The organism is Streptomyces sp. NPDC046859 (assembly GCF_040645135.1).
Lineage (GTDB): Bacteria > Actinomycetota > Actinomycetes > Streptomycetales > Streptomycetaceae > Streptomyces.
The window spans coordinates 35,809-49,724 of sequence record NZ_JBEYXR010000040.1 but is presented as its reverse complement, the minus strand read 5'-3'; the positions used below and the strand labels follow the sequence as shown (position 1 = coordinate 49,724).

Sequence of the window (13,916 nt, the reverse complement as noted above, 5' to 3'; positions counted from 1 at the left end):
GCGCGAAGAAACAGGAAGCCACGGAATCCCCACCGGAAACCGTGCCGCATAGCGGCACAGCAACCGGTCAGGAAGGCCAGAATCCCCGGGCTTCAGCCCGAGGTGCAAGTCAAAACCAGGGACTGGCCAGCGGCGGCGGCCGATCGGCGCCTTCACTCAGCTGTGGCGCACCACCGGTGAGAGCCGGTACCTCGACACCGCCCGGCGCCTCGCCGACGCGGCCGTCTCCTCCCCGCCACTGACCCGCGACGGCGTCCTGACCGAGTCCTGCGACGTCGGCACCGCGTCCTGCGACGACAACCAGAAGCAGTTCAAGGGGATCTTCGTCCGCCACCTGGCCGACCTCGCCGACGCCACCGGTTCGGCCGCCTACCGCGCCTACCTCGCCCGCCAGGCCGACTCCGTCTGGGACCGGGACCGGGACTCCCTCAACCGGCTGGGCCAGCGCTGGGCCGGCACCGCCCCCGACCCGGCGGACTGGCGGACCCAGGCCAGCGCCCTGGAAGCCCTCACCGCGGTGGAGCCCCCACGGTGAGACGGTCGTGGAGGGGCCGGATCGCCGAAGAACACGCGGCCGAGGAGACACCGGCCGCCGCCCTCGACCGGGAGGGGAGCCCGGGCCGGCGAACACGGCGCCCGGTGGCCGCGCTCGTGGACCGCACCCGGGAAGCACGGTCCCGCAAGGGGACGGGAGAGGGCGGCTGACGCCCCCTAGCGACGCGCGGTGTGGGTCATCCGCTTGCGGGCGGGACGCCCGCCGTCCTGGTGGCGCAGCCGCACCTCGACGTACCCGTCGACGATCCGGATCTCGAAGGAGGGCTGCGGGGCGGTGGCGGGGCCGCTCACGTTCCAGCCGTCCGAGAGCCGGAACGCACTGCCGTGCCAGGGGCACCGCACACAGCCGTCGGCGACCGTGCCCTCGGCGAGCGGCCCGGCGAGATGACTGCACCGCTCGGCCAGCGCGTGGACCTGCCCGCCGGGCTCCCGCACGACGAGCACCGGTACGTCGTCGACGCTGCGCCGGACCGGCTCCCCGGCCGGGAAGTCGGCGACGGCCCCCACCCGGTGCCAGCCCTCGCTGACGACGTGCGGCACCTCCTCCGCGTGGTTGGCGCCGGACGCCTGCCGGTAGGCCAGATGGCCGCCCAGCATGCCCCCGACCCCGACCGCCGTCAGACCGAGGAAGCCGTAGGCCCGGCCCGCCGCCTCGCGGCCCCGGACACGGCGGCTCAACGAGGTGGCGTACAGGCCGACGGCGGCGATGTTGGAGAGGGCGTGGACCAGACCGACGCGCTGCTGCTGCCGGTGCAGCTCGGCCCAGTCGACCCAGCCGGCGAGCGCGGCGGGCGCCGCGGCCACCAGCCCGAGCCCGACCAGCACCCGGGACTCACGCGAGCGGCCGGGGCGCAGGTCCAGGACCGCCGCCGACATCCAGCTGCCGATGGGCACCTGCACCATCAGCGGATGCAGCGGATGCCCCAGCCACCGGCCGTGCAGCACATCCCGGCCCCGCCCCAGGGGCAGGGCCCGCACCCCCGAGCGCAGCACCTCGATGACTTTGTCGGCCGCGGGCTCGCGCTCCAGACGATCCAGCAACGACAGGACGCGGTTCCGTCCCGGTGGACGGCGTGGCGATTCGCTCATGCCGGCCCGGGTCCCCACCCGCGCGACGAGGCAAACGGGCGGTCGACCGCCCCCGGCGCGGCCGTCGGGCGGACCATGGAGAGCAGGAGTGACGTGCTGACCGGGACGAGGGGTGATCATGATGTGGGTCCTGTACCGCGTGCCGGACCGCCGGGAGGACGGACGGCGCGCGGCGGCCCCGGCGCGTCCCCTGGCCGTCGTACGTCCCTTGCCGCATCGTGAACGGGTCGCCGACCTGTGGGAACGCCGTCATCGGCGGGGTGCGGACAGCGGTACGCCGGTGGGACGGGAAGAGGGGCAAGTGTGATGGGCCGAGCGAATCAGCGTCCGGCGCAGCCGGGTTTTCCGCAGGAGGCCACCTCCGGCGCCAGCGGGCTCATGGACCTGCTCGGCGTCGCCGCGGTGCTGCTCGAGGCCGACGGCCGGATCGACATGTGGAGCCCCCAGGCCGAGGCGCTGTTCGGATACAGCAGGGCGGAGGCCGCCGGACAGTTCGCGGCCCCCCTGCTCATCGACCCGGAGCACCGCGCCGAGGCCCTCAGGCTGTTCGCCACGGTCATGGAGAGCGGTGAGGACTGGGCGGGCGTCTTCCCCGTCCGGCACAAGGACGGCGGCGTCCGCCTGGTGGAGTTCCGCAACATGCGGCTGACGGACAACCTCGGCGACCACTACGCGCTGGGACTCGCCACGGACCGGGCGACGCTCCGCCAGGTGGAGCGCAAGGTCGCCCTGTCCAGCCAGCTCGTCACCCAGGCGCCCATCGGGCTCGCGGTCCTCGACACCGAACTGCGCTACGTGGCCGTCAACCCCGCCCTGGCGGCGATGCACGGCGTCCCCGAGGCCGACCACATGGGCCGCGCCTACCGCGAGATCCTGCCCGGCGAGCCGTTCGCGGCCACCGAGGCCCAGATGCGCGAGGTCCTGGAGACCGGCCGGCCCGTGGTCGACCGCCAGGTGGTCGGACGCACCCGGGCCCACCCGGACAGCGACCACGCCTGGGCCGTCTCCCTGTACCGCCTGGAGGACCACGCCGGGCAGGTCCTGGGCATCGCCAACGTCATCGTCGACGTCACCGACCGCTACGAGTCGGCGCGGGCGGCCGAGCGGGCGCAGCAGCGCCTGCGCATGATGGCCGAGGGCACGGCCCGTATCGGCACCACCCTGGAGGTCGAGCGGACCGCGCAGGAACTCGCCGACGTCCTCGTCCCCGACCTCGCCGACATGATCGCCATCGACATCGTCGACTCCCTGCTCCAGTCGGGACGCCCCGACACCGGCGACGGACTGCCGCTGTTCCGCGCCCTGGCGGTCAAGACCGCCTATCCGACCGACGCCTCCGAGGCGATCATCCAGCCCGGCCACCTCACGACCTACCACGCAGACCACCCGGCCGCGCACTGCTTCCGTACCCGGGAAGCCCAGCTGATCGCCCACCTGGACGGAGCCGACCTCATCCGGGTCGCGGCCGACGACGCGGCCGCGCGGGTGTTCGCCCAGGCCGGTGTGCACACCGACATCGCGGTTCCGCTGATCGCCCGCGACGAGGTCATCGGCGTCATGGGCCTGACCCGGGCCCGCAACCCCCGGCCCTTCGACGAGGACGACCTCACCCTCGCCTGCGAGCTGGCCTCGGCCGCCGCGCTCAGCATCGACAACGCGATCCTGCACCAGCACATCCGCAGCGCCGCCGAGACCCTCCAGCGCAGCCTGCTGCCGCAGCTCTCACCGCGCCACCCCGGCCTGGAGATCGCCGCCCGCTACCGGCCCGCGCAGGCGTTCAGCGAGGTCGGCGGCGACTGGTACGACATCATCCCCCTCGACGGCGACCGTACGGCCCTCGCCGTCGGCGACGTGATGGGCAGCGGCATCCCGGCCGCCACCGCCATGGGCCGGCTGCGCACCGCGACGTCCACGCTGGCCGACCTCGACCTCGACCCGGCCCGCATCCTCACCCACCTCGACAGGATCACCCAGGACCTGGACCCCTTCTTCGCCACCTGCGTGTACGCCGTGTACGACCCGTATCTGCATCTCCTGCACATCGCGTCCGCCGGGCACCTGCCGCCCGTGCTGGTGCCGGACGGGGGCCCGCCGAGATTTCTCGACCTGCCCTCGGGCACCCCGCTCGGGGTGGGCGGGGGTTCCTTCGAGACCACCACCGTCGCCCTCGAGCCCGGCGACCAGCTCGTGCTCTACACCGACGGGCTGGTCGAGACCCGCGACCATCCCATCGACGAGCGGCTGGCCCATCTGCAGCGCCTGCTGGTGGGCCCGCCCCGCAACCCGGAGGACCGGTGCGACCGGCTCCTGCGCTCGCTCCGCAAGCCCTCCGACCACGACGACGTGGCCCTCCTCATCGCCCAGGCCACCCGGTGAGGGCGGCGTGACGGGCCCAGCGCTCACTCGTCGACGGCGGTCCCGAACCGCGCGTCGGCCGGCGGCGCCGCCAGGGAACGCGGACCGTACGACCACGACCCCCGCGTCCCCGGGCCGGCGGCCGACCCGGGGACGTGCCAGGCCGCCCCGTCGGCGCTGTTCTCGCCGGGCGCCGTGGCCAGCAGTCCGGCGCGGCCGTCGCGGTCGGTGTCGGCGAACCGGACCTGCGCGCCGAAGCGGTCGTCCTTCTCCACCGTGCCCGGAACGTGCGCGGTGTTCTGGGTGAAGGAGACCGCACCGGTCGCGGTCAGCCCCCGGGCCGAGCCGCGCAGGACCACGACCGTGCCCGCGTCCCGTACGGTGCCGACGTCCTCCCCGGGCACCCCGACGGCGAGGTCCGCGAAGCCGTCCCCGTCGGCGTCGCCCAGCGACACGTCGTGGCCGAAGGCGTCGCCGAGTTCGGCGGTGCCCGGCACCCCGGGCGTGTACTGGGCCCACACCTGGTCGGGCGTGCCGTACGGATCGGCGTCGGCGAAGCCCTGCGGACCGCCCAGGTACACGAGGACGGTGCCGCCGGTGAGCGGCTCGTACTCGTCCTCCAGCCGGTCCGGCCGCCCCACGACCAGGTCGTCGTACCCGTCGTGGTCGATGTCCCCGGAGGCCGTCGCCGGGCCGCCGGGCAGGTCGCGGACGTAGATGGGGCCGCCGGCCCCGCCGCGGTAGACGGCCGAGCGTCCCGTGCCGTCCTCCTCCAGGCTGCGGCCGGCGACGATCAGGTCGGCGTAGCCGTCGTCGTCGTAGTCGCCGGTGGTCAGCGACGCCGGCTGGATCTTCTCGTCGCCCGGCGCGCCCACCGTGTCGAGGCGGCCCGCCGGCCGCAGCGCGCCGGCGGCGTGGGTGAACAGGTGCGCGCCCTGCCGGTCGGCGACGGCGAGCATGTCGCCGGGTGTGGCGCCGCTCAGCCGCGCGGCGGCCACCGCGAGCCCGAACCCGGCGTCCGCACGGGGCGTGGCCGCCCCCACGGTGACGCTGCCCGCCGCCCTGAGCCCGGTGCGCGAGCCGAACAGGACGGTCACCCGGCCCGCGTCCTTCGCACCGCCGACGTCCTCGCCTGGTACGGCCACGATCGCGTCGTCGTAGCCGTCGGCGTCCAGGTCCCCGCCGGCCACGGCCGCGCCGAACCCGTCACCGGACTCGGCGCCGCCGGGCACACCCGGGGTGTTCTGCCCGAAGACCGCGGTGCGTGCCTCGCGTGCCCCGCCGGCCGTGCCGATGCCGCGCGGCCCGCCGTACTGGACGGTGACGTAGCCGGCGTTCCCGCGGCTGCCGTCGGTCCCGGTCGGCGCCCCGATGAGGATGTCGGCGTACCCGTCGCCGTCGAAGTCGCTGCCGCGGTCGACGGCGTGCGCCCCGCCGGGTGTGCCCGCGTGGGCGCCCGGGGCCGCGGTGATCACCGCGCCCGTCAGGAGCAGGAAGGAGGCGGCGGCGACGGCCGCCGGGTTCCTGTGCGTCATGGTGTCTTCCCCTGGACTCGCACCTGTGTGGCCTGTGCGGGGGTTGGACCCGCGAGAGGCCGTGAGAGTTGTAGCCGAAGGGGACGGGGTTCAGCCCCGCGGTTCGCGGCCCGCGGTCTGCGCGGCCAGGGTGCGCTGCCGCGCCTGTTCGACCGCCCGGGTCAGCGCCTCGATGTCGTAGGCACCCTGGTGGCGCAGGCCGTTGATGAAGAAGGTCGGGGTGCCCGACACTCCGCTCAGGTCCGCCGAGTCCACGTCCTCCGCGATCCGCCGCGCCCCCCGCTCCCGTTCGATGTCGTCGCGGAACCGCGCCACGTCCAATCCCAGCGCTCGCGCGTGGTCCAGCAGGTCCCGTCCGGTGAGCGCGTCCTGACGCGTCAGCAGCAGATCGTGCATCTCCCAGAACGCGCCCTGCCGTGCGGCGGCCTCCGCGGCCTCCGCCGCCAGCTCGGCGTTGGGGTGCACGTCCGGCAGCGGCAGATGCCGCCACACGTAGCGGACGTCGGAGTCGGCGCCCAGCAGCTCGCGCACCACCTGCTCGGCCTGACCGCAGTAGGGGCACTCGTAGTCGCCGTACTCCACCACGGTCACGGCCGCGTCCTCGGGCCCGCGCACCCGGTCGTGATGGGGGTCGACGGGCACCGCCAGATCCACCTGCGTCTCGGACGTGCCCAGCAGCGCACGCGCCCGGAGGTCCTCCGGCAGCAGTGCGATCGCTCCGGAGACCAGCCAGGTCAGCGCGAAAGCCACCAGCAGGGAGGCGAGGATGCCGATCCGGGCCTGCTCCAGCTCCTCGCCCTCGAACGCGATGGCCGCGATCAGCAGGGAGACGGTGAAGGCGGCCCCGGCGACGGCCCCGCCCACGGTGACCGAACCCCAGCCCACGTTGGGGCGCAGACGTCCGGCCGTCAGCAGCCGCGCGCCCGCCATGGAGCCGACGATCCCGATCAGCTTGCCCACCGCGGAGCCCACCACGATGCCCAGGGTGACCGGCGAGGTGAACGCGTCCGCGAGCTTGGCGCCGCTGAGTTCGATGCCCGCGTTGGCCAGGGCGAACAGCGGCACGATGCCGTAGCTCACCCAGGGCAGGAACTTCTGTTCCAGCCGCTCGTTGGGGGAGATCGCGGCGGCGAGCCCCTTCACCGCGTCGCGCTGCAGCTCCGGCGTGGGCTGCTCGCGGAAGGAACGGAACAGCCGGCTCGCCCGTTCCAGGTCGCTGCGCGGCGCCGGGTAGGCGACCACCAGGGCTCCCACGGCGAGTCCGGTGACCACGGGATCGACGCCCGCCTCGTACAGGGCGATCCAGACGAGCAGTGACAGCAGGGCGCAGTAGATGCCCTTGCGGATGCCCGCCAGGCGCAGCACCTCGATGGCCAGCAGACCGCCGAGCGCCACCAGCAGCGCGGGCACGTGGATGCCGTCGCTGTAGAAGACGGCGATCACCACCAGGGCGACCAGATCGTCCACCACGGAGATCGACAGCATGAAGGCGCGCAGTGCGGCCGGCAGCCGGCGGCCGAACACCGCGAGGATGCCCAGGGCGAAGGCCGTGTCCGTCGACATCGCCGTGCCCCAGCCGTGCACCGTGTCATGGCCGGCGTTGATCGCGACGTAGATCGCCGCGGGCACGACCATGCTGCCGAGCCCGGCCACCACGCAGAGCAGCACCCAGCGCCGGTCCCGCAGCTCGCCCATGTCGAACTCGCGGCGCGCCTCCAGGCCGACGACGAAGAAGAACAGGCTCATCAATCCGGCGTTGATCCACTCGTGCAGGTCGAGCGCGAGGTGGTAGGTGTCGAATCCGATGGTGAAGGTCGCCCCCCACACCGCCTCGTAGGAGTGCGCGTCCACGTTGGCCCACAGCAGGGCCACCGCGACGGCCGCGAGCAGCAGGGCGGCGCTGCCCGTCTCGGTCTGCACGAACGTCCGCCAGCGCGCCGGGGTCTGGCTGGACATCGTCTCGCTGGCATCACTGGACTCGTAGCCGCTCACCGGCCGATTATCGCCGCCGGACCGCCCGGGTACGGGGACGGCTTGCCCCGGTCCCGTACGGCCCGGCGACGCTCACCCGGACGGCCGTCGCGGCCGGCGGTCAGGGCTGGGCGGTGAGCCGGAAGCTCTGGGCGGCCGAGCCGTCGCACGGCCGCTGCACCAGCCGCACACCGTTCGCCGCTCCGCCGGACGTGCTCAGGCACTTGCCGCTGTGCCGGGCGGTGAAGCGGTAGGCGCCGTCCCCTTCGCGTACCGGCAGCCACTGCTGGTTGCCGCCTCCGCCGTACGCCCAGAGCTGGACAGGCGCGTTGTCGGCGGTGGAGACGCCGGTGACGTCGACGACCTGGTTCGGGTTGCCGCGGATCGCGATGCGCGCGTGTCCGCCGTCGGTGGGCCGGAACTGGAATTGCTGGGCGAGGGTCCCGTTGCAGGTGTACTGCTGGACGGGCGTGCCGTTGGCCGTGGCGGCCGCCCGGGCGTCGACGCACGTCCCGGAGGCCTTGTCGGTCAGGGTGTACCACGCCGTCGGGTCGATGGGATCGGTGGGCGCCGGGCCGTCGGCCGCCCGGGCGAGCCACTTCAGGCCGTCGAGGAGGAAACGGTTCTGGGTGGCGCTGGCGAACGTCGACGACAGGCGGGTGCCGGTGTCGTAGTTCATCGCGTTGTGCCCGAAGTTCGCGTACAGCATCCGGTACTGGGTGTTGGTCCACAGGATCGGGTAATAGCCGCTGTACCAGGACTGGTTCGGGTCGGTGCCCAGCGGGAAGCTGCTGGGGTCGACGGAGGCCAGGATCTTGATGTCCGGGTTGGCGCGCAGATCGTTGGACCAGCTGTACCACTCACTGACGGCCGAGGTGAAGGTGGCGGGCAGACCGGTGGTCGCGGGGTGCGTGCGGTCCTCGGTGCGCAGCACCGCCGTGGTGGGTCCCCAGGTGTTCGACCTGAAGTTCCCGCTGCCGAGGAAGGAGTTGTAGTACCACGGCCAGGAGCCCGCGTCCGTGGTGAACGCCGAGACGTGGAAGCCCATCCAGCCCCCGCCGCCGCGCACGTACCGCTCGAACCCGGAGCGCTGGGCCGCCGTCCGCGGCGCGTCGTCGAGGAACAGGACGACCTGGTACTCGTTCACCCCGCCGTTCGCGAGCAGGTTCCAGTCGGTGGTCGCCCGGTAGGTGAAGCCGTTCTCGGCCCCCGCCTGCGGGAACCACTGGTTGGCCTCCTTGACGAAGTCGATGTGCGCGGCGTCCCAGGTGCCGTTGTAGAAGGCGATGACCTTGAAAGGGGCCGCCTGCGGGGCGGCTGACGCGGCGCCCGCCGGGGCGGTGAGCCCCCAGACGAGGGCCGACACGGCCAGCAGGCGGGCGGCGAGGTGCCGCCAGGGCACGGTACGGCGACGTCCGGGCCGGGTCGGCCGGGTGGGTCGGGGCATGTCTGCTCCTCCTGCCGCCGGGGCGGCGCGGGTCGGGGAGTGGGGGAGAGGAGGGGTGGGCCGCACGGTCAGCCGGTGTACTGGGCGAGGACGCGGGTGAACTCCCAGGGCTGCTGGGCCACCCCGGAGCAGCTGTCCGCGCCGCCGCCGGTGCACGGCCGGTCCCGGTTGACGGACCAGAACGTCAGCCGCGCCAGGTGCCGTTGCTGCGCGTAGGCGAGGATCGTCCGGAAGTCGGCGACGGTCACCGTCTCGTCGTTGTCCGTGATGCCGTTCATGGAGGAGATGCCGGTGTGCCGGTACGCCTGGTCGTCGCTGTAGCCGTACGCGTTCTTCACGGCGGTCTTCAGGCCCTCGGCCGCGCGGACGGTGAGCTGCCCCATGTTCTGGCCGGCGCCGCCGAAGTTGAACGGCATGATGGTCCAGCTGTCCACGGTCAGCCCGGACGCGGCGGCCTTGCCGATCAGGCTGCTGTCGGGCCCGTTCTGGCCGGTGCCGAAGGTGACGTACACCTTGATGCCGGGGTTGTTCGCCTTGACGGTCTTCAGAGCGTCGACCGTGCGCTGCTGCACGGTCGGGCTGTCGTAGGCGGCCGCCTCGATGTCGATGTCGATGGCCTTGAGCCGGTAGGCGTCGATGACCTTCTGATACGCGGCGGCGAGCTCGCCCGCGCCGGCGCAGGAGCTCTCCAGCTTGTTGCCGCTCCAGCCGCCGAAGGACGGGATGACGTCGCCGCCGGCGCCGCGCACCGCGTTGATCGTCTGCTGGTCGACCCCGCCCGTCAGCGGACGGCCGCCGTCCCACTGCGGGTTGCAGTAGCCGTTGCTGAGGACGAACGCGAGGGTGAACCACTTGACGCCGGTCGCGTTCATCACGGTGGTCGGGTTCGGCGGGTCGCCCCAGCCGTTGTAGAGGTACGGGGCGACGGCCATCGCGCCCGGCCCGGGTGCCGGGGTGTCGGCTCCGGGAGCGGTCCACTTCTGCTGTGCGGCGCCGGTGCAGCTCCAGATCTGCACCGGGGTCCCGTTGGCGGAGCTCGCGCCTTTCACGTCGAGGCACTTGTTCGCCTGCGGATTGACGATGTCGCGGGCGGTGGTCACGTTCCAGCGCTGGGCGGCGCTGCCGTTGCAGTCCCACAGCTGGACCCGGGTGCCGTCGGCCGTGCCGGCGGACGCGACGTCCAGGCACTTGCCGAGCGCGCGGACGGTGCCGTCGGAACCGACATTCCACTGCTGGGCGGCGGTGCCGTTGCAGTCGTACAGCTGTACGGCGGTGCCGTTGGCGGTGGCCGCGCCGGCCACGTCCAGACACTTGCCGCCGAGGCCGGTGATCTGCCCGGTGGCCTGGGCGACGGCGTGCGCGGGGAGGGAGGTGAGCGGGGCGAGGAGGAGGGCGGCGAGGGCCGTGCCGACCGCGCCGCGCCTCGCGGGCCTGGGGAGGGAAGGAGAGGTCATTCGGTGTCCTGTTCTGTCGTCGGCGCTCGGAGCGCCTCACGGCTCGTCCACGACCGCGTCGGGAGAGCAGGCGGGCACGCTCAGCGCGGGCATGCTCATGACAGACAGGAAGTGGGGGCTGTGAAGTCATCGACCGCTGAACGAGGGTGGGGGAAAACAGGGTTACTTCACACCGTGAATTTAAGGAGCCGCGGAAAACCCCTGTCAAGACATCGGACCGGGTTTGGTCCAGTCCAATGCGGCAGAGGTGCTCCGGGTGGCCGGGAGGGGGTTCGTCCGGGGTGTCCCCAAGGGTCCCCGCCGCTCACCCGTCCGAACAGGCGGCGACCGCGGGTACGTCGTCGGCGGTGAACGCGCGCAGGATGCGGGCCAGGTCGGCCGGAGCGGCCGCGAGCCGGACCAGCCGGACCCCGTCGTCCAGTTCGGCGATGTCCCAGTTGCTCGGCACGCCGTCGCCGTCGCCGCCGCGCGGCCGCCGTACGGTCCTGAGGGCAAGACGCTCCACCGGGATCGGCCGCGCCGCGAACCGGCCCGGACCCGAGTGGGGGAGCACGGCGGGGCCCCTGTCACCGAGGACGATGTGCGTGCCGAAGCCGTGCGGGTTGTACTCGGTGGACTCCAGGAACCGGGCCGGCAGGAAGACATCCTCGTCGCCCGCCTCCACCGGCGCCACGAGAACCGCCCCGGGTGCGTGGAGGCGCGTCGCGCGCCAGGCCCGGACGAACAGGGCGAGCGTGGCCGCCGATCCGATGTCCGCCCAGGCGACGCCCCCCGCGGAGCCCGGCACCACGGTCGGATGCGCGTAGCAGTACGGCAGCGACCACACGGCCGTACCGACGAGGGCACCGGCGAACGGGAGCGGCGACGGCAGGACTTCGTCGGCGGGCCGACGGCGCCCGCGCAGGCGCAGCACGATGAGAGCGCCCGGGTGGCCGGCGGCGAGCACGCAGATCGCGGCGATCACGGCGACCTCTCCGGCGGCGGGGAAGTGCTCGCGCCACACGTGGTGTTCACCCACCACTTCCCGCACCTGCCCACGCCAGACGGTGAGTTCGACGCGGTCTCCCGGCCGGAAGCCGCCGGCCCCCTCCTTCGACACCGGGACCCGGTCCACCGGCCGCCCGTCGGCGAAGTACACCCAGCTCCGGCCCTTCCCCCGAGCCACCTCGGTGCGCGAGACCACGGCCGGCAGGGTCGTGAGGCAGTCCTCGTCACGCCCCGCGGTCTCCGCGGCGCACGGGACGGCCGACGTCCACGCCGCCTTCTCCGCCGCCACCACCGGGACGAACCACGCGGCCGACGCGGCACCCGCGAGGAACACGGCGCACAGGAGGACAGGCAGCCCGATGCCGCGCCCGGCCGTGCCCTTGGAGATCACGGCGAGGTGGTCCGACTCCGGTGTGCCGTGCCGCCGGTGCAGCGCGCGCAGCGCCTCCACCGTGGCGTCGAAGGCGGGCCGGTCCTCGGCGGACGCGCTCGCCGGCAGCGGGAGACGCCAGGTGCGTCCGCCGCGGGTGACGACGTGGACGCGGAAGATCTCGCTGTGACGCACGTACCGCACGCGCACCCGCACATCGGCGAGGTCCGCCCAGGGCGCGCGGCGGCGGTGCAGCAACGTCCGGTACGACAGCCCGCTCGCGTCGGCGCGCACCCGGACGACGAGACCGTACGCTCCCGCGACACCCAGCGACGCGAGCACGCATCCCGCGAGGACCCACGCGTCGGGGACCTCGCCCGCACCCGCCACGCGGGCCGCGGCGAGGACCGGCCCGGCCGCGCCGAGACCGACGAAGAACCAGGGGAGCCGCCTGGACCGGGTACGGCACGTCACTTCAGGCAGGCTGCTCATGCGCGCAAGCGTCCCACCGCCCGGCCCACACCCGCTTGTCCGGTCCACGGCAGCGTTGGGGCGGGTGAGGTTGCCGGGTCGGCACACCCGCACCGGACGGCATCACCTCACGCGCGGGCCAAGGTCGTTGGGTACCGGCAGGTGCTGGTGGTCGGCGGCGCAGGCGGCCGGTGCCTCGGTCGGGGTGATGTCCCGTGCCGCGAACACCGTCCGTGCCTGCTTGGCGTCGACCAGCCTGACGTTCTGCGGGAGGGCGATGGGTATCGAGCTCGATCTGCCGACGGCCTCGTCGACGGTCGTGCACGTCTCCAGCAGGTGGCGCAGGACGAGCGGGCGCGGAAGCCCGGGCCGCGGACAGCGACCCGGACCGGGCGATCCGCATGGTCTCCACCGCGACCGGCGGGCGCGGCAGATCGTTCTCATCGACCCTGGCCGGGCCTGCCTCGTCGAGGTGCGGCGCAGTCTCGCCATCGCCGAGGCGCGCCCCCCGGCCGATCTCGCCGACGTGGAGGCCGAGCAGCCGCGCGGTCCGCTCGCCCGTGTCGCCCAGAGCGCCCGGCGGGAGCCGGTGGCACCGGACGAGATGGAGTGCCGGGCCCCGCCCGAGCGGGAGTCCGGCCTGATCGACGGGACACTCCCCATAGGGCCGGTCGACCCATGCGGGCTCCGGCCGTGCGTGCGACGTTGGATACAGCACCATCGCGCACCACCGCGAGGAAGGGCGACGGCCATGCGAGCGCACGTCGGAGATCAACTCGTCATCGAGAGCCCGTCCACCGGCGCCGCGCGGCGCGACGGCGAGATCGTCGGACTGCACCACGAGGACGGGACGCCACCGTACGACGTGCGCTGGTCGGACACGGACGAGGTGACGCTCGTCTTCCCCGGCCCCGACGCACACGTCCACCACCCCGACCCCGAAGCGCCGGAGGCCCCCGCCGGCCCGGAGCCCACCGTGAGCGAGCCCGGCGCCGCGCCACGGGGGAGGACCCCTAACCCCGGCGACATGGGCCGGCGTCTGGTCGCCGAGCGCCGCCGGCAAGGGCTCAGCCGTGAGGAGACGGCCGCACGGGCCCATATGTCCCCGGACTACCTGGCCTACCTCGAGGAACACCCGGCCGACCCGACCGCGGCCACTCTGACCCGCCTCGCCGACGTCCTCGGCACCACGGCGACCGCGCTGCGCGGCGCGGGCATGGACCTGCCGCCCGGCCAGGGCCACGCCCTGCTCCACCCCGGGGTGCACGAGCTGGACCCGGACGAGTGCCGCACCCTGCTGTCGACGCATGGAGTCGGGCGTGTCGGGGTGACGGAGTCCGACGGTCGCCCGGCGATCGTCCCGGTCAACTACGAGGTCGTCGACGACATGATCGCCTTCCGGACGGAACCCGGCTCCGTCGCGGCGTCGGCCGTCGGGACGGAGGCCGCCTTCGAGGTGGACCACGTGGACGAGACCATGAGCCAGGGCTGGAGCGTGCTGGCGGTGGGACCCGCGAGCGCGGTCACGGACCCGGACACCGCCCGCCGGCTCACCGAGCGCGCCCACTCCGCCCCCTGGGTCGGCGGGGAACGGGAGTTGTGGGTCACGCTCCGGCCCGCACGGCTCACAGGCCGCCGTATCACCCCGGCCGACCGGCAGGACGCCGGCGCCCGCTGAGGCA

General features: G+C 73.7%; 10 protein-coding genes. 3 read left to right on the top strand and 7 right to left on the bottom strand.

Going from position 1 to position 13,916, the window contains the following annotated elements:
* Positions 1–142 precede the first annotated feature (142 nt).
* A complete protein-coding gene (locus tag ABZ899_RS34560) occupies positions 143–535 on the top strand; it encodes a glycoside hydrolase family 76 protein (protein ID WP_361354325.1) in 393 nt (130 codons plus the stop codon).
* A 176-nt stretch (positions 536–711) separates the two neighbouring features.
* Here ABZ899_RS34560 and ABZ899_RS34555 read toward each other — a convergent pair whose 3' ends face one another.
* Positions 712–1,644, bottom strand: a complete 933-nt coding sequence (locus tag ABZ899_RS34555) for a Rieske 2Fe-2S domain-containing protein (RefSeq protein WP_361354319.1) — start codon at positions 1,642–1,644, stop codon at positions 712–714.
* 306 nt (positions 1,645–1,950) lie between these two features.
* Here ABZ899_RS34555 and ABZ899_RS34550 point away from each other — a divergent pair, with 306 nt between their 5' ends.
* Positions 1,951–4,020, top strand: a complete 2,070-nt coding sequence (locus tag ABZ899_RS34550) for a SpoIIE family protein phosphatase (RefSeq protein ID WP_361354316.1) — start codon at positions 1,951–1,953, stop codon at positions 4,018–4,020.
* 23 nt (positions 4,021–4,043) lie between these two features.
* Here the strand turns inward: ABZ899_RS34550 and ABZ899_RS34545 are convergent, their stop codons facing one another.
* The 6 genes from ABZ899_RS34545 to ABZ899_RS34520 form a co-directional block, all read right to left on the bottom strand.
* On the bottom strand, positions 4,044–5,534 hold the full coding sequence (locus ABZ899_RS34545) for an esterase (RefSeq protein WP_361354313.1): 1,491 nt from the start codon (positions 5,532–5,534) through the stop codon (positions 4,044–4,046).
* A gap of 90 nt (positions 5,535–5,624) precedes the next feature.
* A complete protein-coding gene (locus ABZ899_RS34540; protein WP_361354322.1) occupies positions 5,625–7,490 on the bottom strand; it encodes a Na+/H+ antiporter NhaA in 1,866 nt (621 codons plus the stop codon).
* Positions 7,491–7,626: 136 nt separating this feature from the next.
* Positions 7,627–8,952: a ThuA domain-containing protein gene (locus tag ABZ899_RS34535; RefSeq protein ID WP_361354311.1), complete on the bottom strand. Its 1,326-nt coding sequence runs from the start codon at positions 8,950–8,952 to the stop codon at positions 7,627–7,629.
* A 68-nt stretch (positions 8,953–9,020) separates the two neighbouring features.
* The gene (locus tag ABZ899_RS34530) at positions 9,021–10,406 is read right to left on the bottom strand and encodes a lectin (protein WP_361354308.1); all 1,386 of its coding nucleotides are present in this window, start codon (positions 10,404–10,406) and stop codon (positions 9,021–9,023) included.
* 304 nt (positions 10,407–10,710) lie between these two features.
* Positions 10,711–12,255 (bottom strand): PH domain-containing protein, encoded by a 1,545-nt coding sequence (locus ABZ899_RS34525; protein ID WP_361354305.1) that lies wholly within the window; start codon positions 12,253–12,255, stop codon positions 10,711–10,713.
* 102 nt (positions 12,256–12,357) lie between these two features.
* Positions 12,358–12,678, bottom strand: coding sequence for a carcinine hydrolase/isopenicillin-N N-acyltransferase family protein (locus ABZ899_RS34520; protein WP_361354302.1), 321 nt, complete (start codon positions 12,676–12,678; stop codon positions 12,358–12,360).
* Positions 12,679–12,985: 307 nt separating this feature from the next.
* Between ABZ899_RS34520 and ABZ899_RS34515 the strand changes: the two genes are divergently transcribed.
* Positions 12,986–13,912 carry a DUF1918 domain-containing protein gene (locus tag ABZ899_RS34515; RefSeq protein WP_361354299.1) on the top strand — a complete coding sequence of 309 codons (927 nt, stop codon included), beginning with the start codon at positions 12,986–12,988 and terminating at the stop codon, positions 13,910–13,912.
* Positions 13,913–13,916: the final 4 nt, after the last annotated feature.